23 protein-coding genes and 1 pseudogene are annotated in these 24,853 nt (G+C 41.4%); 5 read left to right on the forward strand and 19 right to left on the reverse strand.

Annotated features, from left to right (window positions below):
• Positions 1-630: 630 nt before the first annotated feature.
• The 3 genes from G574_RS0109105 to G574_RS0109115 are packed head-to-tail and all read left to right on the forward strand — an operon-like array spanning position 631 to position 2,727.
• On the forward strand, positions 631-1,107 hold the full coding sequence (locus tag G574_RS0109105; protein ID WP_425423294.1) for a DUF2975 domain-containing protein: 477 nt from the start codon (positions 631-633) through the stop codon (positions 1,105-1,107).
• 10 nt (positions 1,108-1,117) lie between these two features.
• Positions 1,118-1,336 (forward strand): helix-turn-helix domain-containing protein, encoded by a 219-nt coding sequence (locus G574_RS0109110; protein ID WP_029691926.1) that lies wholly within the window; start codon positions 1,118-1,120, stop codon positions 1,334-1,336.
• 2 nt (positions 1,337-1,338) lie between these two features.
• Complete coding sequence (locus tag G574_RS0109115) at positions 1,339-2,727, forward strand: DUF4153 domain-containing protein (protein WP_029691927.1); 1,389 nt, start codon at positions 1,339-1,341, stop codon at positions 2,725-2,727.
• A 422-nt stretch (positions 2,728-3,149) separates the two neighbouring features.
• Here G574_RS0109115 and leuS read toward each other — a convergent pair whose 3' ends face one another.
• From leuS to pbp2a, 13 genes and pseudogenes are all read right to left on the reverse strand, one after another.
• Complete coding sequence (gene leuS / locus G574_RS0109120; RefSeq protein WP_029691928.1) at positions 3,150-5,651, reverse strand: leucine--tRNA ligase; 2,502 nt, start codon at positions 5,649-5,651, stop codon at positions 3,150-3,152.
• A gap of 119 nt (positions 5,652-5,770) precedes the next feature.
• Positions 5,771-5,989 carry a hypothetical protein gene (locus tag G574_RS10965; protein WP_037590724.1) on the reverse strand — a complete coding sequence of 73 codons (219 nt, stop codon included), beginning with the start codon at positions 5,987-5,989 and terminating at the stop codon, positions 5,771-5,773.
• Positions 5,990-6,031: 42 nt separating this feature from the next.
• A pseudogene (locus G574_RS10970) lies at positions 6,032-6,865 on the reverse strand (GIY-YIG nuclease family protein).
• 243 nt (positions 6,866-7,108) lie between these two features.
• The gene (locus tag G574_RS0109135; protein ID WP_029691929.1) at positions 7,109-8,611 is read right to left on the reverse strand and encodes a PTS transporter subunit EIIC; all 1,503 of its coding nucleotides are present in this window, start codon (positions 8,609-8,611) and stop codon (positions 7,109-7,111) included.
• A 17-nt stretch (positions 8,612-8,628) separates the two neighbouring features.
• Positions 8,629-9,333, reverse strand: a complete 705-nt coding sequence (locus tag G574_RS0109140; protein ID WP_029691930.1) for an N-acetylmannosamine-6-phosphate 2-epimerase — start codon at positions 9,331-9,333, stop codon at positions 8,629-8,631.
• 6 nt (positions 9,334-9,339) lie between these two features.
• Positions 9,340-10,167 (reverse strand): MurR/RpiR family transcriptional regulator, encoded by an 828-nt coding sequence (locus tag G574_RS0109145; RefSeq protein WP_029691931.1) that lies wholly within the window; start codon positions 10,165-10,167, stop codon positions 9,340-9,342.
• A 176-nt stretch (positions 10,168-10,343) separates the two neighbouring features.
• Positions 10,344-11,309: a homocysteine S-methyltransferase gene (mmuM, locus tag G574_RS0109150; protein WP_029691932.1), complete on the reverse strand. Its 966-nt coding sequence runs from the start codon at positions 11,307-11,309 to the stop codon at positions 10,344-10,346.
• 9 nt (positions 11,310-11,318) lie between these two features.
• Positions 11,319-12,695 carry an amino acid permease gene (locus G574_RS0109155; protein WP_029691934.1) on the reverse strand — a complete coding sequence of 459 codons (1,377 nt, stop codon included), beginning with the start codon at positions 12,693-12,695 and terminating at the stop codon, positions 11,319-11,321.
• A 201-nt stretch (positions 12,696-12,896) separates the two neighbouring features.
• On the reverse strand, positions 12,897-13,895 hold the full coding sequence (locus G574_RS0109160) for a YhdH/YhfP family quinone oxidoreductase (RefSeq protein WP_029691935.1): 999 nt from the start codon (positions 13,893-13,895) through the stop codon (positions 12,897-12,899).
• A 69-nt stretch (positions 13,896-13,964) separates the two neighbouring features.
• The gene (gene nusG / locus G574_RS0109165; protein WP_017768688.1) at positions 13,965-14,507 is read right to left on the reverse strand and encodes a transcription termination/antitermination protein NusG; all 543 of its coding nucleotides are present in this window, start codon (positions 14,505-14,507) and stop codon (positions 13,965-13,967) included.
• Between the two features lie 192 nt (positions 14,508-14,699).
• Positions 14,700-14,876: a preprotein translocase subunit SecE gene (gene secE / locus G574_RS0109170; RefSeq protein ID WP_017768687.1), complete on the reverse strand. Its 177-nt coding sequence runs from the start codon at positions 14,874-14,876 to the stop codon at positions 14,700-14,702.
• A 10-nt stretch (positions 14,877-14,886) separates the two neighbouring features.
• On the reverse strand, positions 14,887-15,039 hold the full coding sequence (gene rpmG, locus G574_RS11390; RefSeq protein WP_084677597.1) for a 50S ribosomal protein L33: 153 nt from the start codon (positions 15,037-15,039) through the stop codon (positions 14,887-14,889).
• 48 nt (positions 15,040-15,087) lie between these two features.
• Positions 15,088-17,484, reverse strand: coding sequence for a penicillin-binding protein PBP2A (pbp2a, locus tag G574_RS0109175; protein WP_029691936.1), 2,397 nt, complete (start codon positions 17,482-17,484; stop codon positions 15,088-15,090).
• A 119-nt stretch (positions 17,485-17,603) separates the two neighbouring features.
• Between pbp2a and G574_RS0109180 the strand changes: the two genes are divergently transcribed.
• Complete coding sequence (locus tag G574_RS0109180) at positions 17,604-18,473, forward strand: RluA family pseudouridine synthase (protein WP_029691938.1); 870 nt, start codon at positions 17,604-17,606, stop codon at positions 18,471-18,473.
• Between the two features lie 88 nt (positions 18,474-18,561).
• Here G574_RS0109180 and G574_RS0109185 read toward each other — a convergent pair whose 3' ends face one another.
• The 5 genes from G574_RS0109185 to G574_RS0109205 form a co-directional block, all read right to left on the reverse strand.
• Positions 18,562-18,966 carry a PTS sugar transporter subunit IIA gene (locus tag G574_RS0109185; protein ID WP_017768684.1) on the reverse strand — a complete coding sequence of 135 codons (405 nt, stop codon included), beginning with the start codon at positions 18,964-18,966 and terminating at the stop codon, positions 18,562-18,564.
• A 12-nt stretch (positions 18,967-18,978) separates the two neighbouring features.
• A complete protein-coding gene (locus G574_RS0109190) occupies positions 18,979-19,788 on the reverse strand; it encodes a PTS system mannose/fructose/sorbose family transporter subunit IID (protein WP_017768683.1) in 810 nt (269 codons plus the stop codon).
• Complete coding sequence (locus G574_RS0109195) at positions 19,775-20,677, reverse strand: PTS mannose/fructose/sorbose/N-acetylgalactosamine transporter subunit IIC (RefSeq protein ID WP_029691939.1); 903 nt, start codon at positions 20,675-20,677, stop codon at positions 19,775-19,777. The genes G574_RS0109190 and G574_RS0109195 overlap by 14 nt, the downstream gene beginning before the upstream one ends.
• Positions 20,678-20,831: 154 nt before the next feature.
• On the reverse strand, positions 20,832-21,317 hold the full coding sequence (locus tag G574_RS0109200; RefSeq protein WP_029691940.1) for a PTS sugar transporter subunit IIB: 486 nt from the start codon (positions 21,315-21,317) through the stop codon (positions 20,832-20,834).
• Complete coding sequence (locus G574_RS0109205) at positions 21,314-23,098, reverse strand: glycoside hydrolase family 35 protein (RefSeq protein ID WP_029691941.1); 1,785 nt, start codon at positions 23,096-23,098, stop codon at positions 21,314-21,316. Before G574_RS0109205 ends, G574_RS0109200 begins: the two co-directional genes overlap by 4 nt.
• Before the next feature lie 166 nt (positions 23,099-23,264).
• Here G574_RS0109205 and G574_RS0109210 point away from each other — a divergent pair, with 166 nt between their 5' ends.
• Positions 23,265-23,981: a GntR family transcriptional regulator gene (locus G574_RS0109210; protein ID WP_029691943.1), complete on the forward strand. Its 717-nt coding sequence runs from the start codon at positions 23,265-23,267 to the stop codon at positions 23,979-23,981.
• Positions 23,982-24,043: 62 nt separating this feature from the next.
• Here the strand turns inward: G574_RS0109210 and lacD are convergent.
• On the reverse strand, positions 24,044-24,853 hold an 810-nt coding region (gene lacD / locus G574_RS0109215), incomplete at its 5' end, for a tagatose-bisphosphate aldolase (protein ID WP_029691944.1).

The raw sequence follows: 24,853 nt of genomic DNA on the forward strand, positions 1-24,853 counted from the left end.
GCACTTCAGGTTAGAGAGTCTATTACCTTCAAATGAGAAGTGGAAACTCCCTTGCAAAAAGTTAGCTGTTTACAGTAATTTTTCCATTGTGTGCGCTGGTCTCCTCTGTTAGACCTCATCTACCCTAGCACCTACAACATAAAATGATAGGTATTTTGCGCTAGTCGTTCTCTGGTTTTCGAAGCTCACATTACTTAAGAAAGGCACTGAAAAAAGTTATTTATTGATTTCAAAATAAGTCTATTCAAATATTTTTCTATTTTAACACGACTGGTATCATTTAGCTATTTGGCAATTACTAGAGTAGCATATAGTTACAAACTATGGCAAGGTTTATTTACCATCTCAATCACCTTCATCATAGTTGGTTATCATTATCTTATTAAAACTACTAATAATCTACAAACAAACTTAACCCATTATGAGAGATTATTAAAAACTCTCATAAAATCTATTACCTTTCAGTAGTCTCTAACGTCATACGAATATAATAATGATTTCAACTAGCTTCATAACCTGTTCAATAAAATTAGCTAAGAATTTCCTTTTTTAAAAAAATTATTGTTTTTCACTATATTTTTATTGATTATCGATATATTTTTTGCTATAGTTTAAAATCAAAGGAGAAAAATAATGTTTAAATACACACCAACTAAGGAAAATATCAGTATCTTACTAACTAAATTGGCCCTTATTATCCTAGGACTAGCCTCTTTTATTATGCTTTTTATCGGTCCATGGATTACAAGGCTCGTAATAGAGCACCGCTCTCCCTTGTTCCAAGATTCTATTCGTTTTTGGGTACTCTTACTTTTAGGTTATGTTCTTGGTGTTCTCGCTATCAGCTGTATTATAATCCTCTATCAACTTATCACCCGTATTGGCAACAACCATGTTTTCGTCTCTGAAAACGTTCAAAACTTACGCTATCTAGGATGGATTGTAGGAGCTGTTGCATTGATTTCGCTCTTTATGGGTTTAACAGCCTATCTACCTATGCTACTCGTTGCTGTTTCATGTAGTCTCCTCACTTTGATTATACGTGTCATTCGTAATGCCTTCGGTAAGGCAGTAGCTTTACAAGAAGAAGTCGATTTCACGATTTAAGGAGGTAAGTATGATTCAGATTAATTTAGATGTTGTCATGGCTAAAAAACATATTAGTGCTGGTAAATTAGCAGAACTTATCGACCTAACACCGGCCAATCTATCTATTCTAAAAAATAATAAAGCCAAGGCTATTCGCTTCTCAACACTCAATGCTCTTTGCCGAGAACTGGGCTGCCAACCAGGAGACATTCTCGAATATATACCTGATGAAAGTGAGGAAAACTAAGTATGTCTATACCTCCCGCTAAACCACTACAAACCAATTTTACATCTTCTATCATACAACCAAAACCGAAGCCAAAACCAAATCTATTTAACAGTATTTCTGATTCAGCCTTACGTCGCTTTAAGATCGGAACTCTCTTGCTCTTTATATTGTCATACATTTACTGGATGGGGATATTTGAAGGCTACAATGAGTATATCTTTGCATTTACTATTGGTATCATTTTCTTGATAGAGTACCTCGGAAAATACAATCTACAAACCTTTAAAAGCAATACCCAGCAACAACTTGAGACTTCTTTTTTTCTATTAATGACAGTTTTTCAAGCAGTGGCACTGAGTTATTTTGGCTTTCTTGGTCAATTAGAAATTCCTCAGTTTCTCGCCTTACATGGGTCATTCATCCTCTATACCCTTAGCCGAACAAATTGGCTCAGCCAAGGTCATCTAGGGGTTCTGTCTTGGCTTGACTTGTGGCGTGGTAGTGTTTTACATCCCTTTGGTCAATTTTTCCTTGCCTTCCGTTTGCTTGCCCAGCCATTTCAGAGAAAGAAGAATATAGGCCAGCAAAAACATTTTCGAACTCAATTCACTTTTATCCTAATTAGTGCTCTGTTGTCACTAGTACTCGTTATTTTTGTCTGGTCGCAGCTCAGTCAAGTTTCAGAAAGCTTTGCTCAGTTCACTCGTTCATTGATCAGCATTTTTACACATTTCTCTCTTGATTTTTTCAATCCTGCTGTTAGTCTTTTCCGAATCTTGATGTGCTTACCAATTATGTTATGGCTATATGGTTTAATAACAGCTTCCATTCTCAAGAAAAGAAACCAAAAAACATTTGATTACAGTCGTTTCCAAGAAGAACTGACCCAAACAAGGCAATTCCCTTCGTCAGCTATCTATATCATTCTAATTAGTCTCAGCTTGACCTATGCTCTCTTTTTCGGCATCGGTCTGAATGAATTAACTAGCTTGTTGGATACGTCTATCAAAGTCTCTCCACAAGATGCATCTACCGTAGCAGTTTCTGGCTTCTGGCAATTAGTTCGTGTTTCTCTTCTTAACTTTGGGGTGCTAATAGCCTTCTATATTTTTTCTAAAGAAATGCCTTGGAATAAAAAAGGAACACGTATCGCTTTAACCATTTTATTCGTATTTGCTAGTCTATTTGCTGCTCTAGCTAGTTGGAAACTCTTTGGTATCTATATCTACTTGTATGGAGCAACACCACTTCGTCTGTTGTCAGCTTGGTTTGTTATCGTGCTCATGATCTGGTGTCTCCTTACTATTGCTCGCTTCTACAAAGCCTTCCAAGCCATTCGCTGGGGAATCTTCTTCAGCCTCCTCAGCTTTACCATCCTCCTCTACCTTTACCCACTATTACTAGGATAACAATGGCAGCCCTCTAAATTTAGAAGAGCTGAAAAGTCTTTTATGTTGAACTTTCTATTGAAAATAAAGCAGCATGATTCTTAATATCATAAACAAGCGAGATTTAATTACTACAACACTATCCTAAAAACAAGACAAAATAGCTTAGAATCAACGTTTTACAGCAACGTCATTCTAAGCTATTTTCTGTTTTTAAAACTTCCCCTACTCCTTTACCTTCAGTCTAAGGAAAAGCCAGTCTTTCTTCCATAGTGATATTATCCAATCAGTTAGAATCTAAGAATCTAGAATGATACTCCTAGAAATTGGAATTCAACAAACAAGCGAGGAAACTACTTGGTTACAACGTTAACGAGCTTATTAGGAACTACTCAAAAGCTCCAGTGGGGGTTTTGAGGTGGGAAATGAGCAAATGAATTGGTTTACTTTATAACAATATTAACCAATTTATTTGGTACTGCTATCACTTTAATGATATCTTTGCCTGCAATTTCAGCTTGGACTTTTTCGTCAGCCATAGCTAGTGCTTCGAGTTCTTCTCGGCTAGCATCTTTTGGAACGATCAGTTTAGCACGAACTTTACCTTTGATTTGGACAACGATTTCGATTTCATTTTCCACGAGTTTGCTTTCGTCCCAAGTTGGCCAAGCCACATGTGAGATAGACTCTCCTGATGCCGTCAAAATTTGCCACAATTCTTCACCCAAGTGGGGTGCGAATGGGGCAATGAGCTGAACAAAGCCCTTGGCATAATCAATAAAGAGTTTATCTTCTTTGTTAGCAGCATTGACAAAAATCATGAGCTGCGCAATAGCTGTGTTGAATTTAAGCTCTTCAACTTGTTCTGTCACGGCTTTAACGGTTTCATGGTAAACCTTATCCAAAGCGCCGCTATTTTCTGCAGAAATCTCCTTCGTTGTAATGAGTCGGTAAACACGGTCAAGGAACTTACGAGCCCCTTCTAAACCTTCTTCGGACCAGGCAATGGAAGCGTCAAGTGGCCCCATGAACATCTCATAGACACGAAGAGTATCAGCTCCATATTGTTCGACCACATCGTCAGGGTTGACAACGTTTTTAAGGGATTTAGACATCTTAGCAGGTGCTTGTTCAAGTTCTTCACCGGTTTCGATGTTGAAGAATGAGCCGTCACGTTTTTCAACCTTATCTGTCGCAACAAGGGCACCACGATGGTCACGGTAGCTGGTTCCCAAAATCATCCCTTGGTTAAAGAGTTTTTGGAATGGTTCTTTGGTAGGAACAACGCCCAAATCATAGAGAACCTTGTGCCAGAAGCGCGCATAGAGCAAGTGAAGAACAGCATGCTCAGCCCCACCGATGTAGATGTCAACTGGCAACCATTGTTTGAGGAGATCCTCATCAGCTAATTTCTCATCGTTATGTGGGTCAATGTAACGAAGATAATACCAGCTTGAACCAGCCCATTGCGGCATAGTATTGGTCTCACGACGTCCTATAACCCCATCTTCACGGGTCACTTCAAGCCAGTCCGTGATGTTAGCAAGTGGTGATTCTCCAGTTCCTGAGGGACGAATATCCTTGGTTACAGGAAGCACTAGTGGCAATTCGCTCTCTGGAAGGGCTGTTGATGTACCATCTTCCCAATGGATAATCGGAATTGGCTCACCCCAGTAACGTTGACGGCTAAAGAGCCAGTCACGGAGACGATAGTTGACTTGTTTTTTACCGAAGCCATTTTCTTCGAGGAATTCAACCATCTTGTCAATTGCTTCTTCTTTGTTAAGGCCGTCAAGAAATTCTGAATTGATATGAAGACTGTCTTCAGTATAGGCTGCTTCCTCAACATTGCCCCCTTCCAAGACAGGGATAATGTCTAAGCCAAATTGTTTGGCAAATTCCCAGTCACGTTCATCATGGGCTGGCACCGCCATAATAGCACCTGTTCCGTAGCTGGCAAGAACATAATCAGAAATCCAAATTGGGATTTCTTTGTCATTAACAGGGTTGATAGCGTAGGCCCCTGTAAAGACACCTGTTTTTTCTTTGGCTAGGTCGGTACGTGCCAAGTCAGATTTGAGGCTGGCGGCGCGTTTGTATTCGGCAATAGCTTCTGCTTGATCTGGTGATGTGATGACATCTACCAAGTCATGCTCAGGCGCCATAACCGCATAAGTTGCCCCAAAAAGGGTATCTGGACGTGTTGTAAAGACAGTAAAGTCTTTGTCTGTATTTTTCACTTTGAAAGTCACATGCGCACCGGTTGATTTCCCAATCCAGTTGCGTTGCATGTCTTTGATGGACTCTGGCCAATCCACTTCTTCCAAATCTTCCAAAAGGCGTTCAGCGTAGGCTGTGATTTTAAGCATCCATTGGCGCATTGGCTTACGGACAACAGGGTAGCCACCACGTTCAGATGTGCCATCAGGAAGCACTTCTTCGTTGGCGATGGCTGTTCCCAATTCCTCAACCCAGTTCACAGGCACTTCAGCTTCATAAGCCAAGCCTTTTTCGTATAATTTTGTGAAAATCCACTGCGTCCATTTGTAGTAATTAGGGTCAGTTGTGTTGATTTCACGATCCCAGTCGTAAGAAAATCCTAGCGCATTGATTTGACGTTTGAAATTGGCGATATTTTCCGCAGTAAATTCTGCAGGGTCATTACCAGTATCCATAGCGTACTGCTCTGCAGGAAGACCAAAAGCGTCCCAGCCCATTGGATGAAGAACATTGTAGCCTTGCGCACGTTTGAAACGACTAAGAATATCTGTCGCTGTGTAGCCTTCAGGGTGTCCAACGTGGAGACCAGCACCTGATGGGTAAGGGAACATATCAAGAGCGTAGAACTTCGGTTTTGATGCATCTGTTCCTGTTTTAAATGTATGATTGTCAGCCCAAAAAGCCTGCCATTTGGGTTCAATGTCTTTGTGATTGAAAGTAGCCATAATTAACATACCACGGTCGATAAAAGTAATAGCAGTCAGATCTTTTTGCTATAAAGTAGTCTTCTGATCATACCACACAACCGACCAGGATGCTTGCCAGGTCATACCGCAAACATCCCTTATTTCCTTCCTTTATTTGAAAAGTTATAATCTTTACAATTATAGCATGAAAAAAGGAAAGAAAAAAGGTGGGATAGTCCCCTGCTTAAAAAGAATTTATCTCTTAGTTCAACGCTTGCATTAGGAATATTCTGAGCATACAACTCTGCAGACTGTTTATCATAAAATCCTTGTGCAATTACATTTCCAAATTGATCGACAACTACCCATTCTTGCATAATCCCCACCTCTTTTCTTTTACATTCCTTACTAACATAGATTTAATTGGCATTGTATCCAAATTCTCTACTCCTTAATGTTTCTTTCCACCATGATTCACGAGCTAAAATGAGATGGTCATCTACTCTACCGTTGTAATTTTCTAAAAGGCTATATGGAAAGTTTGTCTTGATATAATCAAAACCTTCATCTTTGACAAGTTGACGCAACTCTTTATTGCCACCATGCCCATTGTGGACATAGGATTGCCAACGCGACAAAAGCATGCCACTGTCACTGATTGCAGAACCAACATAGTACTTGCCTGTTTGCTTATCAGTCAACAAATAAACAGCCTTCTGATTCCCAAGTGCCGTCAACCAGTCTTGTTTTTGTAGACGGAAAATGCTCTCCAGTTGATAATAAGACAGACGGATATTATCGTAGCCAGGAAAATCATCCCCAGTCCAAATAGTAGGTAGTAGTTCTCGAATAACGATGTCTTTCGTAGACCGCTCGAAATAACGAACGATAGAAATTCCAACTTTAAAATCAATAATCAAGCGATCAAAATAGGCTGAAAATTCTTCACGAACCTTCCCCTCATAGGACTACCCAGAAGTTACAGGTAGCTACTCCGTTAGTTCCTTTACCGTTGTTAATAACCATTTGTTGTAACCTACTTTGATAAAGTTGACCACGATTTCTCCAATACGAAAATAGTTTTTGCCTTCTGGATTATAAAAAATATTCCAATTATTCACTTGTTCCTTGTCCGCTAGATAATAGGACTTGGTATAGTCCACACTACCTTCCCAAACGTGAAAACGTAATTTTACCCTTGGTAGCTCTTGCTCAGAAAAATGAAATATATCATTTAAGGTCAGAATACTCATCGTCTTCTCCTTTGCTTATGGGTTAAGTATTGATTGGTAAGTCAATACTTGGTATACGTAGTACATCAAGCCTTCCAATTGTTCTTTAGTAATTATTTTCTGCAAATTCATTTACAAAAAAATCGAAAGAGATACCCCTAGCAGGAGAATTCTTTCGACTTGAAAATAGTTTAGAATAATGAGATTCTATCTACTAATTATAAACATCAACACTAGCATAAGAGTACTTTCACAAGTAACATACTACTCCTCTTTCCCCAATATATCATTAATTTCCTGGCTATAGAGGATTGCTTTGCCGCCATAAACGGCTTGTACACCATTGTCCACATCTAAGACAGCGGTGGCTCCTATGGCTTTTAAGCTCTCTTTATCGACACGTTGACTATCCGCAAGAGATACGCGTAAGCGCGTTGCGCAGGCTGTGACATGCTCAATATTAGCTTCACCACCTAGGGCTTCAATAATGTCACGAGAAGTTTCTGTCAAAGTGCTATTTGCCTTTGGTGCTCTTTGTGTAGCGCCCTCTTCGCTCAGAGCCATTCCTGGAACGGCAACTTTAAATTTACTAATGAGAAAGCGAAAGACCACGTAATAAAGACTAGCCCAGACTAGGCCAACTGGAATGACCAAAAGCCAATTGGTTTTGTCATTGCCTTGAAGAACCCCAAACAGTAAGAAGTCAATCACACCACCTGAGAAAGAATTACCAATACGAATCGACAATAAGTCCGCAACAAAGAAAGACATCCCATCTAAGAAAGCATGAATCACATAGAGCCATGGTGCGACAAACAAGAAAGAAAATTCAATTGGTTCTGTAATCCCTGTCAAGAAGGAAGTGAGCGCACTACTAAAATAGAAGGAACCGTTGGCTTTGCGATTCACTTTTGGAATGGCATGATACATGGCCAAGCAGGCTGCAGGAAGACCAAACATCATTGTTGCAAAACGTCCTGCAAAGAAACGTGTGCCATAGGTAAAGAGCCCCGTATGGTTAGGATCTGCCAATTGGGCAAAGAAAATATTTTGCGCACCTTGAATGGTCTTGCCAGCCACTTCTTCTGCACCACCAAGCGAAGTATACCAAAACATAGGGTAAATCGTATGATGAAGACCGACAGCGCCTGTTAAACGCAAGAAGAATCCATACAAGAAAGAACCGAAGCTTCCCATAGTCGCAATCGCTTCGCCAAGCGTCACAAGTAGGTTTTGAACTGGTGGCCAAATAATATAAAAGATACTTCCGATAACAATAGCCACCAAAGAAGAAATAATCGGAATAAAGCGAGAACCACCAAAGAAACCTAGGTAAGCCGGTAGCTCAATGCGACGGTACTTATTATGAAGGACAGAAACCACATAACCAATCACAAGAGCGCCTAGCACCCCCGTATCAATGGTCGCATCCTTAGCTGAGAACAATTGCAGAAGACTACTGATAGTAGCTGTGTACACCAAGTAAGCAACACCGCCAGAAAGTCCTGCGGTTCCCTTATCAGAATCAGCCAATCCCACAGCAACTCCGATACTAAAGATTAGGGCAATATTGTTAAAGACGGCGCCACCTGCACCATTCATCACTGAAAAAATCACTTGTAACCAGTCCTGTTGTAAGAGCGGAAACTGAGCTACAGCATTAGGATTCGACAGGGCTCCACCAATCCCTAACAATAAACCCGCTACAGGTAAAATAGATATAGGCAGCATGAATGCTTGACCTAAACGTGAAAATTTCTTAAACATAGCATCTCCTTTCTATATTAGTCTATGTTTGCGGCTTCAATAAATGGTTTGGCAATGACCAAAGGTCGCGTAATGGCTGATCCAACAACAACACTATCTACGCCCAATTCTAAAACACGTCTTACTTTTTCAGGAGTATTAATATTACCTTCAGCGATAATGGGTTTGGTAATCACTTGCCGAGCTTTGCGAATCAGTTCAAAGTCATTTGAGGCAATGGCTAAGTCCCTGCTTTGTTTGGTATAGCCAACCAAGGTTGTTCCGATATAATCAAAACCTAACTGCTCAGCCTTAACCATCTCTTCAAGAGTTGAACAATCTGCCATCAATAATTGATCTGGGTAGGCCTTACGAATCTGCGCTACAAACTCGTCTAGGCTTTGGCCATTTGGTCGGTTTGAACTTGTACCATCAAGGGCAATCATCTCGACGCCTGTGGCAACTAGCGCATCAACCTCAGCCATGGTTGGCGTGATAAACGCATCCGCGTCAACATAATCTTTTTTTATGATACCAATAATGGGTAAATCAATCACTTCCTTGATTTCTTTAATATCACGGACACTATTAGCTCTGATACCGACTGCACCCGCCTGGGCTGCCGCCTTGGCAAAGAGTGGCATGACTCCCCCTTTTTCTGAGTACATTGGCTCATCGGGCAATGCCTGACAAGAAATGATGACACCACCCTTTATCTGTTCGTATATCTTTTTTTGAAGCATGCTTTTCTAATCCTCCTTTTTAATAATGGTTTGTTGATAGCGATGCTCTCTATCTTGTTTATCTATTGCTAAATAATATGCAAAAAGGCAATCAAACACTAAAAGCAAGGGAAACTGAGGCGATATGCGATTGCCGTAAGCAAGATTATCACTAGAAGCTAGCAAGACTAGCTCATCCCAGGGGCTTTCTTGACCTGCTTCTTTTTGTGTCGTCAACAAGACAGTCTTCGCACCGTGTTCCTTAGACCTTTGCAAAGCCTGAAGTACGGACTTGGTCTTTCCTGAAATAGAGGCACCAAATACCAGGCAGGTTTCATCAGCCAAGAGGCTGGCCCAGAGTAATTCATCATCGTCAGTTGCAATATCACAGACCAACCCTAAGCGCATAAAACGTGTCTTCATCTCGCGGATAGCCTGACCAGAACTTCCCTTACCATACAAATAAATACGCTTAGCCTCTTCAAGCCATCCCGTAATCCGTGTCAGCTGCCCTTCATCCAAAACAGAATACGTCTTTTGTAAGAGCTGGTCATAATCAGCCATAACACGTTTGGTCACATCTTTTTTGAAAAGTGTATAGGATTGATCAGTATCGTTGGATAAGGATTCCTGATAAAAATAAGCAAACTCACGATAGCCCCTAAAGCCACATTTTTGAGAAAAACGGGTCAAGCTAGCTTTAGAAATATGCAATCTTTGACAGATTGATTCTGCCGATAAATCACTGATATCAGTGTTCGTAATGAAAAATTGAGCAATCATTTTTTCGGTACTTGTCATCGACTCTAAATAGGATTCTATAAGCGGCCCTATCTTCTTAATTAAATCAGCCATAAGATCCTCCTCAAGAAGAGTATAGCGCTTACACAGGTATATTTCAATATTTTCTTAAAAAGAGAAAATACTTTCCGATGGCAACTGACTGGAAGTCAATCCCATAACATTATTGAAACTAATTTCTTCATAAGCTTGCCTTATGAAAAAAGAACCAACTTCTGTTGATCCTTTTTTCAATATGACACTGTTCCAATGTGATTTTTAATGTCAGCGATATCTGCCGGTCTTGTCCGGCAACAGCCTCCAAGCAACCTTAATTGAGGGAACTGCAGCTGCCAGTCCTTGTGACACTGGGCAAGAGATGCCTGTACTTTATCACCATGTGACCAAGTTTGTGTTTTACCGTCATAAACTTCACCCGAGTTAGGGTAAGCCACTAAGTGTTTATCCGTCAGTTTACTGAAAGTCGCTAGAACCTCTTCAACCACCTGCGGAGAGCTACAGTTAATCCCAAGTGCCAGAATCTGTTGAGACTGCTCTACCAAGCTGACTACTGCTTTCAAGTCAGATCCGTCTGATAGATGCTGACCATCTTGAGAAGTGATGCTCAGATAAACTTCCACAGTCGGAAATTCTTCCACCAGTAATTCGATCAAAGCTTGGATTTCCAAAAGATTGGGCATGGTTTCCAGTGCTAATAAATCAACACCTTCTGCCACAAAAAGAGAGAGTCTAGAGCGGTGAAACTCTTTGAGGTCCTCTTTACTAACCTGACCATAATCGCCCGTATATTCCGAGCCATCTGATAAGTAAGCTGCATAAGGCCCCACATCACCAGAGATCAAAGGCAAAATCCGGCCTGCTTTCTCATCTTCAGAGAGCTCTGACCAAACCTTGTCTCTAGCAGACTTTGCTAAATCAACACTCTTAATGATAATGGTCTTAGCTTCTTTCTGAGATAAGCCTGTCGCTTCCAAACTCGCATAAGAAGCCTGATAAGTCGAGGTAGTAATGATATCAGCTCCAGCTAAAACATAGTCCTCATGAATCTTTTGAATGACAGAGGGGTCTTCAAGGAGAAATTTGGCAGACCATAAGTTACCACTAATATCATACCCTCTAGCTTCAAGCTCTGTCCCTAGGGCACCATGTAAAATAATTGTTTCTTGTTTTTCTAATAAGTCTTTAAATCGTCCCATAAGGTCCTCCTACCAAGTCCTAAATTTCCATTTATGATAAAGGTAGCAAATAATCATAAAAGGCACTCCGAAGTACAAGCCTGCGCGTTGCGATTCATCCCAAGCAATACCAACAACAGAAACCAGCAGCAATATAATGGTAATCCAAGGCAGGATTGGGGAGAAAGGCGTTTTATAAGCCAACTCGGACTCTGAATGGTCTTTCAAAAAGACTTTCCTGAAGTTGATCTGCGCCAAAGGAATCGATAGCCAGGTGATCACAACCGCAAAACCTGCAATAGAAACCAATGCTAAGAAAATGGTATCTGCCGCATAAACACTAGCGATCAAAGCAATAACAACCGCAGCCATTGACAACCACATGGCCCGCATTGGCACACCGTGCTTGTTAATCCGAACAACGTTTTTAGAAATCATGCCTTCATTAGCTAGAGACCAGAGCATCCGACTCGTCGCGTATAAACCTGACGTTGATGCCGATAAAATTGCTGACAAGATAACCAAGTTCATCAAATCCGCGGCATAAGGAATTCCAATCTTATCCAGTACCAGGACAAAAGGAGCCTCGCTGACGCCTGCTTCAGACATAGGAAGGAGAGACGCCAAGACCACCATGGTCAACACAAAGAAAATCACCAAAAGGCCGATCGTTGATTTAATAGCCTTGGGCACTGCTTCTTTAGGATTGTCCGTTTCGCCTGCTGCAATACCAATCATCTCAACCCCTGAAAAGGCGTAGTTAACCGACAGCATGACAGATACTAATCCGACAACACCGTTTGGCAAGAAACCAGAAGACCTAATATTAGCAAACAAAGGCGCCGAAGAAGTCCCATTAAAAGATAAAACACCAAACATAGCCAAGAGACCTAGGATGATAAAAATACCAATAGCATAAACTTTAATGCTAGAAAAATAAGTCTCTACCTTGGCAAACCACCCTACACTCAGCATGTTTAAGCCAAATACCAAGGCTGCAAAAAGTGTCGCAAAAACCCAAACAGGGACATCCGGAAACCAGCGCTGGGCTAAAAGAGCGGCGCCAACAAATTGCGACGCTAAGGCAACTACCCAGCAAAGCCAGTACATCCAGGCCACCATGAAGCCTGTTCCTGGACTGATGTACTTAGTAGCGTAGGTATGAAAGGAGCCCGTCACCGGCATGGCTACAGACAGCTCTCCCAAAGAAAACATGACCAAATAGACCATAACCCCACCAAAAAGATAGGACACAATAGCTCCTAAAGGTCCCGCCTGAGCAATGGTATAACCTGAACTCAAAAAAAGACCCGTCCCAATAACACCACCAATGGACAGCATCTGCAAGTGACGACTGTTCATCTCTCGCTTGTATTGACCCTCATTTTCAAAATTATGATTTTCCACACGTTTCTCCTAACATGATTATATTGAACCAAACATGCTTTTTGCTTGAAAGCATTGACATAGCTCTTATGATAACATGTAAAGCCAATGCCTTATAATAGTTATTTTCGCTAATCATTAATAGGCAAAACGTATAACAAGATAATCAAAGTCAAAAAACTGAAAAGAAGTTCTCATCCTTCCTTTCAGTTTTTGGTCTATTTAGTTTTCTGTAATAGCAACAAGGGTCCGACCCAGGTGTTGTCCTTTTTTCAGCTTATCGAGTACAGAGGGAATCACTTCCAGATCAATCTGATCAGTCTTCAAAATAGCTAAAACTTCCCTATGCTTAGCCAATTCTTTCCAAGCTTCTAGACGCTTTTCCTGACTGATCTGAACCGAATCAATCCCCAAAAGACTAATCCCACGCAGAATAAAAGGCAAAACTGTGGTATTAAGCGAAATACCTGCGGCATTGCCACATAAGGAGATAGCACCTCCGTAGGCTAGCTGTGGGATCAGATGACCAACCACATCACCACCGACAGTATCTAGGATAAAATCGTACTGCTCTTTCAAAAGGAGCGGTTTTTCTTTGATAAAAATGGCTTCTGGACGGATAACCCGGTCTGCACCCAGTGCTCTAACCATATCTTCTTGGTAATCCTTGCGAATCAAGGCTGTGACATTCTGATAACCGCGTGCCTTCAAGAGCGCTAAAGCGATAGAGCCAACGCCGCCACTAGCTCCCGTGACTAAAAGACGCGCTTCTTTGTTTTCAGATAAACCAGCCTTTTCCAAAGCTAAAATCGACAAGATAGCTGTCAGTCCTGCTGTCCCATAAACCATGACATCTTTAAGCGACACCCCCTCTGGCAAAGGCATCACCCATTCCTTAGGAACACGCGCATACTCTGAAAAACCACCCGTATGAGACATGCCCAGCTCATAGCCAGTCACGAGAACTTCTTGTCCTAGAGTAAAGCCATCACTTTCTGATGAGACCACTGTCCCAGCCAAATCAATCCCCGGAATCATGGGATAGCTACGAATGACACCTCCCTTAGGCTGAACAGCCAACATATCCTTGTAGTTAAGTGAACTATAGGCGACCTTGATCAGAATATCTCCTTGACTGAGATCATCTAAGTTAATGGTCTTGAGACCAAAATTCAGCTGACCATTTTTTTCATCAAGATACATGGCTTTAAATGATTTCATGAGGCTCCCTTTCTCTAAAAAGAATAAAAAACTCCGCAAAGATGCGGAGTCTCAAATAATAATTGGCGATTAAGACAACTCCGCGATTTGGTAGAGTTCGAGATCAGCCTGTGTTTCAGTACCAAACATGCTAATCATTAATTTCACCTTGTTGCCGTCAATCTCAACAACACGGCCTTCTTGTCCCATAAAGGCACCATCGATGATCTGAACCACATCGCCAGCTTTGATGTTAGTATCAATAACCTCAACAGTTTGTCCCATAGAGACGAGGATCGCACGAATTTCTTCTTCCAATAGCGGGGTAGGTTTTGAACGGTTACCGTGTGAGCCGACAAACCCTGTAACATTTGGTGTATTACGTACCACAAACCAAGCTTCATCAGTCATGACCATTTCAACAAGGACATAACCTGGGAAGCGATTTTCTTCCACTTCCTTGGTTTTCCCATTTTTTTCCACGTTTACGGTTTGAGTCGGAATCTCCACGCGCAAAATATTGTCTAACATGTTATAAGTTTGCGCACGTTGCAAGAGGTTTTCTTTTACTTTATTCTCATATCCCGAATAAGTTTGAAGGACGAACCAGCCCTTATCGAATGAATCTAACATGAATGATCTCCTTTGTATCATTGAAGGATGTAAATCCCAGGGTAAGTGATGTTATGTTTTAATTGAGGTCTCTCCCTAATGGCATAATAAAAAGCCTATATGGGCTAGATTTCTAGCTACATTATATCATAATTAGGGGGTGAATGCCTACTTAAAAATAAAAAATAAGCCGGCTATCCAGCTTACTTTCTATTAAAAGATATTCAAAATAGACACAATACCTGTCGACAGTAACTTATCAAAGAGATAAATAATAAGCGTAAAGAATGCAGTATATTCAATAACTGCTAAAAAATCTTTCCAGCGCTGTTTACGATCTGGCCACGTTGTATCTTTTAAAACTCTAAAAATACCCGGAATAAATTTCACGCTTCCTCTCCTATCTCGTTTCTTTATGTACTGTATATTTTTGACAATGTTTACAAAATTTGTTGACTTCTAGACGTGTTGGTTTGGGATTGCTGGAAACTCCGATAGAGTAGTTTCGACTACCACACTCTGTACACGCTAGGCTTGCTTTTTTCTGTGCCATAACGCCTCCGTAACCTTTACTTTACCATATTTCCATGTCTGTGGCAAGTTAGTTCAACCACCCTTGAATAAGATCCCAAGCGCGACGAGCCTTGTCACCAAGGTTAGCATCTTGTACAGCCTTATCAAAATTATTTTTAGCGGATTCTGCTCCTTTTTTCAAATCATCGAAAATATTTGAGACATCTGGAGCCGAGCTATCTCCTGCTTCCTCAGGATTAGCTGTATAAGTTGGCGTCAAGCCATCTGAAATGTAGGCATTCTCGACATCGAAGGTCGAACCTTGTGTATACGGTAAGACATTACTAGCGACGGTACTAAAGAGGGTTGAGGCCGTTCCTGAGCTGGCATCACTGAGATAGTGCGATTCATCCGTCTTATCAAAACCGATCCACTGACTCAAGACCACGTCCGGCGTATAGCCGACAACCCATTGGTCGCTGGCCAAATTAGGGTCAAATTCTGTCTCAGTTGTTCCCGTTTTGCCAGCCATGGTATAGCCATAAGCATTGGCATTGACAGCTGAGCCGTTTGAAAATGTCCCCAGCATCATGCTCGTCATTTTCGCATTGGCACTCTGGCTGATCACACGTTTGTGGCTTTCTTTAAATTGCTTAATGATTTTACCACTGGCGGTCTCAATTCGGGTAATCAGGTGTGCGCGTGGCATAACACCATCGTTAGCAAATGTAGCGTAGGCCTGAGCCATTACTAGAGGGCTAGTCGTCACACTGCCTCCAAGCGCAACCCCCAACTCCTCATTGGCTGTTGACATATTAATACCGAATTTCTTCCCATAGTTAAAGGCTGTTGAAACACCCATTTTATCCAACAAATAAACTGCAGGAATATTGTAGGAATTCGCCAAGGCTTGGTACATGGGCACATCTTCTGATACGTAACCGGCATAATTTTCAGGTTGGTATCCATTATAGTCAATAGGTGTATTGGGTAACAAACGGTTAATCGAATAGCCTTCAGCAATCGCGGGTGCATAGACAACCAATGGCTTAATCGTCGACCCCGGGCTACGCTTAGCTTGTGTGGCATAGTTAAAGCTTCGGAAAGATTGACTGGTACTTGAGATACGCCCGACAAGCCCTCTCACAGCACCTGTTTTAGGATCCATAGCAACGCTGGCCCCTTGAGCTATCTCCCCATCAGCAGCGACCGGGAAGTAGGCGGTATTGTCAAAGACATACTGCATGCCAACTTGATAATTCTGGTCCAACTCAGTATAGATTTTATAACCTTTGTTAACAATATCGTCTTCTGACAAGCCATAATCCCGAGTAGCTTCTTCCATAACCGCATCAAAATAAGACGGATATTGATAAGTATCGGAAGTTCCACTATAGGTATCTACCAGCTCACTCGCAATATCAACACTAGCTGCTTGATCCGCTTCCTCCTGGCTGATTGCTTTGGCATCCACCATCACACTCAAAATCGTGTTCCGGCGATTGGTGGCATTTTCAATTGAATAAATTGGATTGTAAATTTCAGGCCCTTTAAGCATACCAGCTAAAATAGCAGACTGTTCCAATGTTAATTCAGCTGCACTACGACCAAAATATTTCTGACTAGCATCTTCAACACCCCACACACTGTTACCAAAGTAGGCGTTATTCAAATACATGGTCAGAATCTCATCTTTACTATATTCTTTCGTTAACTCTAAGGCTAAGAAAAATTCCTTTGCTTTACGGGTAATGGTTTGCTCTTGCGACAGGTAGGCATTTTTGGCTAACTGCTGCGTAATGGTTGATCCTCCTCCAAATTTTCCCATGGTCACCAGAGCAAAAGCAAAACGTGAGAAGTTAATCCCATTATTCTTATAAAAGGTTCTGTCTTCTGTTGAAATGACGGCTTTTTCGAGATTGTCGCTGATCGCATCCAGTTCAACATAGGTCCCTTTTTGCCCAGATAAGCTCCCGACTTGCTCTTCGTCTTTATCATAAATCAAAGTCGTCGCTTTAAGGGCTGATTGTAAATCTTCAACATTAGACGTTTTTGCTAAATAAAAGAGATAGGATCCTACAAAAAGACTGGCTATTGCAATCACAAGAAGCAATAACTTGCCAATATGGTAGCGGCGCCAAAAACGACGGAACCAGCCATCGCGATCAGGGATCACTCTTTTTATAACTGCCAGTCTAGGATAACGTCTCAGTAAACGGTCACGCAAACGCACGCGATCGTCATGTTTTTGATGCCCATATTTCTGATAGCGGCTCGCTCTCCTCCCTTTTTTTGCCGTTTGAGATACATGGGGAGATGTCTCCTCAGACACTCTTTCATAAATCTGGGTGTCATCAGTGACAGGATTTTCATCATAAGCACCAGAGGCGTCCTTGTCTTTAGGGGACACCTTATCACTCTCTGATTGATCATCTGTAGAAAGAAGATTTTCTAATGTCTTTTTCCATTTGTCAAATTTCATCATAAGCCTATTATAGCAATTTTATCCATAGAAAAGCCTTAAAAAACTGTTTCCAAACTACCAAGTTAGCTTTACTTAAGCTTCCATTAACCTTCAACTCAGACAAATGTTATAATAGCATCATGAGCTTTACTGTAACGATTCAAAACCCTTACCCCAAAACAACGGTTAAACAATTATTAGAAGAACATTTTCTGATTCCGCGTAAAATCAGGCATTTTTTACGCATTAAGAAACATGTCTTGATCAACGGAGCACCGATTAATTGGCAAACTAGCGTTGATCTCGGTGACCAGATAACACTCTCCTTTGATTCAGAAGACTACCCTCAAAAGGAGATTCCATTTGGGGATCCTAGACAGGTTGAGACTCTTTACGAAGATGAACACCTCATCATTGTAAATAAACCTGAAGGAATGAAAACACACGGTAATGAGCCAACAGAAATTGCGCTTCTAAACCACGTGTCAGCCTTTGTCGGGAAAACGTGCTATGTGGTTCACCGCCTGGATATGGAAACAAGTGGTGCCATTCTTTTTGCGAAAAACCCTTTTATATTGCCTATACTGAATCGCCTCTTGGAAAATAAGGCGATCAAACGTCAGTATTGGGCCTTAGTCGAAGGGCAACTGCCGCAGAAGACAGTCACCTACAACAAGCCAATTGGGCGGCACCGGCATGACCGTCGTAAACGCGTCGTCGATCACCGCAACGGCCAAATTGCCTTGACTCACGTAACCGTTTTGAAACAGTTCAAACAAGCTAGCTTGATCAACTGCCAACTAGAGACTGGACGCACGCACCAAATCAGAGTACATTTAAGTCATGACCACCATCCGATCATTGGGGATCCCCTCTATCACTCAAAACCTAAAGGACGATTACTCCTACATGCTCACAAGCTCAGCATTACACATCCTCTCACTCTTCAACCCATAACTGTCCAAGCTAAATCTCAAAGCTTTGACGCTGCCCTAAGTGCTCTTAAGTAACAAAACCAAAAAGCATCACATGCTAAAGCATGTGATGCTTTTCTATGATACACCATGCAATCAAAGACTGACTGCCAATGAAATGTCATTATTCCTCATCATCGTCATCCAACGCTGTCAAAACATCGTTGATTCGATGGATATTGTCAGCTCCAAAAGCTTTTAGATCAATTGCTTCACCGACTAGACTGCTATTGATGAAACCAATAACCATTGGCATATTCATTCCCGCAAAGAGTTCGAAATCATATCCCTGCATCAAGAGACGACTAGCCACATTACATGGTGTACCTCCCATCAAGTCCGCAAGGACAACATAGTCATCCAAGTCTTTCAAGACATTGACTAATTTTGCTTCAAAATCTTCTGCCCCTTCTTCAGGAAGGAGACCCACTGCATGAATATTTTCTTGTGGACCCATGATCATTTCAGTACTTTTTTTGAGTTCTTCACTAAAATGACCATGACTTACTAAAATTAAATCTTTTACCAAAATACCCTCCTATTACACACCGAGAATCTTGAAGTAAGCCATGACAAGCGCAAAGACAATGATAATCAAGATAGCTTTAGTTGAGCTCATACCTTTACGACCTAGTAGCCAAAAGACAAGGGCTGTGAAGAGTGCAGGTACAAGACGTGGGAAGATTTGATCAAACAAGTCTTGAATGTTGATTACCTTATCCCCAACTTTAGGAGAAGCTACAAACTGGAAGTTGATCATAGTAGCGATCAAGGCACCGACCATGAATACCCCCATAACAGATGCAGCATCAACCAAGGCACTCAACTTATCGCGCATGGTTGTTACCAATTTGGTACCTTCTTTGTAGGCAAATTCCAATTGTTTCCAACGAAAGACCATAATAGCAATGTTAACAGCTACCCAAAGGAAGACACCAATTGGATTACCGTTTGTGGCCAATGATGCTGCTACAGATCCCATGATTGATGGCACAAGTGAGGCAAAAAGTGAGTCACCGATAGGAGCAAATGGTCCCATCAAACCAGTTTTCACACCGTTAACGGCATCTTTAGAAGATACCCCTTCGTTTTCTTCCAAGGCAAGGTCAATACCAGTGATAATGGTGTGGAAGAAGTTTGATGTGTTAAAGAATTGCACATGGGTTTTCATCATTTCTTGCAATTCTGGTGTACCGTCTCCGTAAATTTTACGTAGTTGAGGCAAGATCAAGTAAAGGTAACCTGAACCTTGCATACGCTCATAGTTCCAGCCCCATTGGAAAGTAAAGAGACTACGTTTATTAATTTGATTAAAATCTGCTTTTGTTAATTTATAATTAGATTTCGTCATCTTCAATTTCCCCACTTTCTGAAACTTCTGTTGTGTGTTCAACAACTGTCACATTTTGTTCGTTTTTGTAGTGTAGAGTTGCCAAGGCTGCACCGATGATGGCAATACCAATCATTGGAAGACCTTTGAATGGTGTGCCGTCAAAGACAGTTTCTTTAAGGCCAGATTCGCCAATGATACCTGCAAGTGTACCAGATACTGTTTGTAAGTTGCCATAGATTGTTGTCAACATTGCTGTCAAACCGAAACCTAAAGCCAAGTAATGCAAGTTCTTTTTAACTGGCAAGTAGTGAAGCAAGATCGCAAATCCGAGACCAGGAAGCATTCTACCAGCAAGTGTCAAACCATCCGCAATCCATTGGTATTTCGCAATGGTATCTACCAAAGCTTCAACAGCGCCACCACCAAGAACAAGAGCAAGGAATACAGGAAGTGCACGAGAGAGTGCCCATGGCACAGCTCCTAAGAGATAGTTACGTTCGATAGCTTTGTAGTTGAAATCTTCAACATGTTTATCGATACGGTGAGCAAAGTAGGTAGTTGAGAAACGTCCTAGGATATCTGTATAAACCAAGAGAGCTGCTACCGGAACGGCAATCGTTGAAACCGCCAACTCTGGTTCGATACCTTGACCAACTGAGAATGCTGTCGCAAGAACCGCACCAGAAGTGGCATCGATACGAGATGCACCACCGAAGGTACCAACACCAAGTACCATCAATTGAAGACTACCACCGATCAAAAGACCTGTTGTCATATCTCCCATAATCAAACCAGAAATAAATCCAGCAAATACAGGAGAACCTGCAGAAGAGTTAATCGTCAACTCATCAAGGATTTGATAAGCAGAGTACAAAGTAAGTAATAGAATTTGCCACCATTCAATCATGATGAAACCTCCTAAAGATAAGATGCAAAAGGTGATGGGAGACACAAATCGGATGATCCAACTGAGGAGAGGGATCAAGCCATTCTTTTTCTGCCTCCTCACCTATGTTCAATGGGTTAAAAGCTAACACTAAGTCAGCGCTTAGAGTTCATAATTAACGGACTTTTTGCAAAAGACTCATAAAGTCTTGTGCACTGTCATTAGGCACCATTTGGTGAATGATTTTAGTCCCGTGTGCATTGATCGCATCAAATGCTGCAATATCTTCATCCACAACATTCACTGAGCGGGTTACAGAGCGTGTTTCAGGACTTTGCGACATGTTCCCAACGTTCAGTTCAGGAATAGAAACCCCTTTTTCAATCAAAGACAAGAAGCGATCTGGTCTTCTAGCGACAATCAAGAGACGTTGTGAATCGTAGCGACCTGACAAAATATTAGCGGCAGCTTTTTCTTCTGTTAAAATAGATAATTTCACACCAGCTGGTGTCGCTAATTTCAATCCTGTTTTTTCCAAATCGCTGTCAACAACTTCATTGTCCACCACCATGATACGACTGATGTTCAATTTCGTTGTCCATAGATTGGCAACTTGACCGTGAATCAAACGACCATCAATACGAGCTGCTACAATTGTCATAAATTTTCTCCTTCTATTTCCTTATAAATAGGATGATTTTTTAATGATAAACTTTGTTGGTAGATACCTTCCGTCTCAAAAATCGTTATCTTATTGATGCCTTTTTCAATGAAACTTCCAGGTAAATAAAGTGATAAGGTTGGTCCTACTTGCCAAAATCTTCCCAAATTATAGCCATTGATAAAGGCTACCCCCTTACCAAACTGAGACATGTCTAAGTAGGTATCTTGGGGATTTTGACACTCAAACTCAAACTCATAAAAACTCGGAAGACCTTCCTGCCATTCTGCTTCATAGGTGATAGCATCGATATTTTCCAGAGGCAGCGGATAGTGCTCCCAATCGCCAACAAAATGAAGATCTGCCACCAAACCTCTACCTAGGCCTTTTCGCTGAGTTGGCGCTTCTAGTTTATGACCATAAGTCACACGCCCCATATTCTCAACTAAAATATCCAGTTGGCTTAATTCGGTCTGCTGTTTTACCATAATATCGCCACCAATTTCTTCTTGATATTGGGTGGCTACTTTCTGGTTGTCTACAAACACCTGTATTCTGTCCCTAGCATCAATGACGCGGAGTCTTTCTTCCTCCTTATCTCTAGGTAGCTGTGTGCTGTAGAAGATATAACCCGTTGCCTGACCAAGTTCCTCCATGCTTTTTGGGTAAAAATGAGTGGAGGGTCTAGATAGCGACTCGATAGTACCTTTTAAAGTAACCTTTCGTTTCAAGGGAACAGCCTCGATTGCCATCGTTTCTTTGATCAGCGGTTCCCTATAATCTAAGTCAGGAAATGCTTCTTTCAAGCGATTTTGCAAGGCATAAAACTTTGGACTAGGGTTACCAGCTTCATCCAAAATAGCATCGTAGTCGTAGGAAGTTACTTGCGGTAGATCTTTGTCTCTACGAGCTGAAGCACCATTCATGAAACCAAAGTTTGTACCACCATGAAACATGTAGAGATTAATGCTTCCCTCAGCTAAGACTTCCATAACAGAATCAGCTAGTTCTTCTGGATCCCGTCTAATAACCGGTTCTTTCCACCGATTAAACCAACCGTCCCAAAATTCCATACACATGAGTGGCCATTTTTTGTCATGTTGCTGGAAGAAAGCTTTCATGTTTGAAAAGTTAATCTTACCTTTGGAACCAAAGTTACCAGTCACTAAGACATCATCTTCGATTAAACTTCCAGCTCTCATCGTTGCCTGCCAAGCACCATCTGAAGTGAAAAATGGTGCTGTTAGACCTTGAGCTTCCATAAGCCGCTTCAACTGCCGCAAGTAATTTTTATTCTCACCATATGAACCATACTCGTTTTCAACCTGGAACATCAGAATATTGCCGCCTTGTTCGAGCTGTCTTTTGGCTAACTTGGGCAGTAAGACTTTATAGTAACGCTCAACGTAGGTCAGAAATTCAGGATCATCAGATCGAATTTTCACTTGTTTTTCCAATAGCCAGGCTGGTAAACCACCAAATTCCCACTCTGCACAGATATAGGGAGTCGGTCTTACAATAGCGTAGAGACCTAAATCTTGCGCTATGGAAAGAAATTTTTCCACATCCAAGATACCCTCGAAGTCATAGACACCTTCTTGTGACTCGTGCATATTCCAAGGAACATACGTTTCGACTGTATTGAACCCAAGAGCCTTAAGATTATACAAAGAGTGATACCAATCATCTGGTGAAATCCTAAAATAATGAATAGCGCCAGATAATATCTTAAAGGGACGATTATCTAAGTAAAACTCTTCACCAATTGTAAAGCTTTTCATGAAATAGCTCCTTTCTGCGATTAGTTGTTGATTTTGTAACCGCTTACTGATTATCTCGTTATTATAATAACACTTTTGTCTTGTTATATCAAGTTATTTTTTCTATTTTTTTGCTTTTTCTGTTATAATTTAAGCGAAATATAGTATTCCAGGGAAATATAAGAAGATGAAAGCACCTAAAATACCGAAGTATCAGCAATTAATCAATATGTTAAAAAACCAAATTTTAACAGGAAAATTTAAAAAAGGGGATCGCTTCCATACCGAGTCCGACTTGGTCAATCACTTTAATGTGAGTTCAATAACCGCTATTAGAGCTCTCAATGAACTTGAGCGCGAAGGCCTGGTGGAACGTAAGCAAGGCATAGGAACCTTTGTTTCTCGCTCTCGCCTAGAAGCTTTGGTTAAATTTTCAGATGTAGAAGTATTCTGCCCAGATGAAGAACAGGTTACCGTACTCAGTATGACCAAGGGAAATCACCCTGATTACTTGACGAAATTAGGGCTCCACAAGACAGAGTTCTACTATCAGATCACACGCGTCAGACAAGCTGCTGGAGAGCCCTATATCTACCACCAAAGTCATATACCGCATGACTACATCAAATCTCCCTATGAAAATCTTGAGCATTTTCACTCCATCTATCAAAGATTTCAGGAGGATTTTAAGATTAGTATGCCAGACGAAGCTTTTGAAGAGACTAATGAAATTTGTTTTCCATGTCCAAAGCATATCGCTAAGCAGTTGCACATCAAAGGAAATGAACCTGCTGTACTACAATTACATACCACGCGTAGTCGTGAGACAAATCGGATCCTCGAATATGTGGAGACCTACAAGCGGTGGGACTATTATAAATTTAAAATTTCCTCAAACGATTAACAGCCACTTCTTGAAGTGGCTGTTGTTTTTGTCCCATACCTGGAGAGTGAATACAGGATACCTTAGTTAACTTTAGACTCCCAAGATGTAGCTGTGCTGTCAAGCACCTTGTTGAGTTCGTCAATGTTGCGGAAACCTTCCGTACGCAACCACTCACGAGCAGCCTCACTGCCTTCTTTGATATAAACCTCAACAGCACCAGCCCAGGTCGCACGCCCACAAAGGACCCCATTGAAGTTGGCTCCAGATTCTGCCGCAAAGACCAAGGTCTCTTGGAAGAGTTTAGCTGACACACCAGCACTCAAGTAGATATAAGGCAATTCGGTCGCTGCTTCTTGATCACGGAAAGCTTGGGCAGCCTCTTCCTTGCTGTAAAGCACCTCTCCCTCTGCAAATCCTTCCACAAAGTTCATGTTAACCGGCACTTCTACTTTGAGCACATCAACACCAAAGCGAGAATCTGAAAAGACTTTCATGGCACCATTGACTTTATGGGCTTTGACTTTGGCAAATTCTGGACTATTGTTATCAGCGATGTTTTCATCATAAGATAAGATTTCAAGATAGAAGGGGATGTCTTCAGCCTGACACTCCGAACCGATACGTTCGATATAGGCTTGTTTTTGATCGTTAACAGCTTTGTCCCCATCTACATCATAATAGAGCAAGAATTTGACAGCATCAGCGCCGGCCTCTTTGATGCGTTTGGCTGACCACACATCCAGGCAGTCTGGAAGACGGCTTGTTGTGGTGGCATCGTAGCCTGTTTTCTCGTAAGCTAGGAGTAGTCCTGCTTCTTCATGACGGACTTTAGTCGCTGGAAGACCATATTCAGGGTCCAGCAAGATAGAAGACGCATAAGGTGTTAATTC

This window comes from Streptococcus hyovaginalis DSM 12219, assembly GCF_000420785.1.
Lineage (GTDB): Bacteria > Bacillota > Bacilli > Lactobacillales > Streptococcaceae > Streptococcus > Streptococcus hyovaginalis.

Bases quoted from the DNA above. Each gene is read 5' to 3' on its own strand.
- G574_RS0109110 (WP_029691926.1), top strand. From the start codon at position 1,118: ATGATTCAGATTAATTTAGATGTTGTCATGGCTAAAAAACATATTAGT.
- G574_RS0109115 (WP_029691927.1), top strand. From the start codon at position 1,339: ATGTCTATACCTCCCGCTAAACCACTACAAACCAATTTTACATCTTCT.
- leuS (WP_029691928.1), bottom strand. From the start codon at position 5,651: ATGGCTACTTTCAATCACAAAGACATTGAACCCAAATGGCAGGCTTTT.
- G574_RS10965 (WP_037590724.1), bottom strand. From the start codon at position 5,989: ATGCAAGAATGGGTAGTTGTCGATCAATTTGGAAATGTAATTGCACAA.
- G574_RS0109135 (WP_029691929.1), bottom strand. From the start codon at position 8,611: ATGTTTAAGAAATTTTCACGTTTAGGTCAAGCATTCATGCTGCCTATA.
- G574_RS0109140 (WP_029691930.1), bottom strand. From the start codon at position 9,333: ATGCTTCAAAAAAAGATATACGAACAGATAAAGGGTGGTGTCATCATT.
- G574_RS0109145 (WP_029691931.1), bottom strand. From the start codon at position 10,167: ATGGCTGATTTAATTAAGAAGATAGGGCCGCTTATAGAATCCTATTTA.
- mmuM (WP_029691932.1), bottom strand. From the start codon at position 11,309: ATGGGACGATTTAAAGACTTATTAGAAAAACAAGAAACAATTATTTTA.
- G574_RS0109160 (WP_029691935.1), bottom strand. From the start codon at position 13,895: ATGAAATCATTTAAAGCCATGTATCTTGATGAAAAAAATGGTCAGCTG.
- nusG (WP_017768688.1), bottom strand. From the start codon at position 14,507: ATGTTAGATTCATTCGATAAGGGCTGGTTCGTCCTTCAAACTTATTCG.
- rpmG (WP_084677597.1), bottom strand. From the start codon at position 15,039: ATGGCACAGAAAAAAGCAAGCCTAGCGTGTACAGAGTGTGGTAGTCGA.
- pbp2a (WP_029691936.1), bottom strand. From the start codon at position 17,484: ATGATGAAATTTGACAAATGGAAAAAGACATTAGAAAATCTTCTTTCT.
- G574_RS0109180 (WP_029691938.1), top strand. From the start codon at position 17,604: ATGAGCTTTACTGTAACGATTCAAAACCCTTACCCCAAAACAACGGTT.
- G574_RS0109190 (WP_017768683.1), bottom strand. From the start codon at position 19,788: ATGACGAAATCTAATTATAAATTAACAAAAGCAGATTTTAATCAAATT.
- G574_RS0109195 (WP_029691939.1), bottom strand. From the start codon at position 20,677: ATGATTGAATGGTGGCAAATTCTATTACTTACTTTGTACTCTGCTTAT.
- G574_RS0109200 (WP_029691940.1), bottom strand. From the start codon at position 21,317: ATGACAATTGTAGCAGCTCGTATTGATGGTCGTTTGATTCACGGTCAA.
- G574_RS0109205 (WP_029691941.1), bottom strand. From the start codon at position 23,098: ATGAAAAGCTTTACAATTGGTGAAGAGTTTTACTTAGATAATCGTCCC.
- G574_RS0109210 (WP_029691943.1), top strand. From the start codon at position 23,265: ATGAAAGCACCTAAAATACCGAAGTATCAGCAATTAATCAATATGTTA.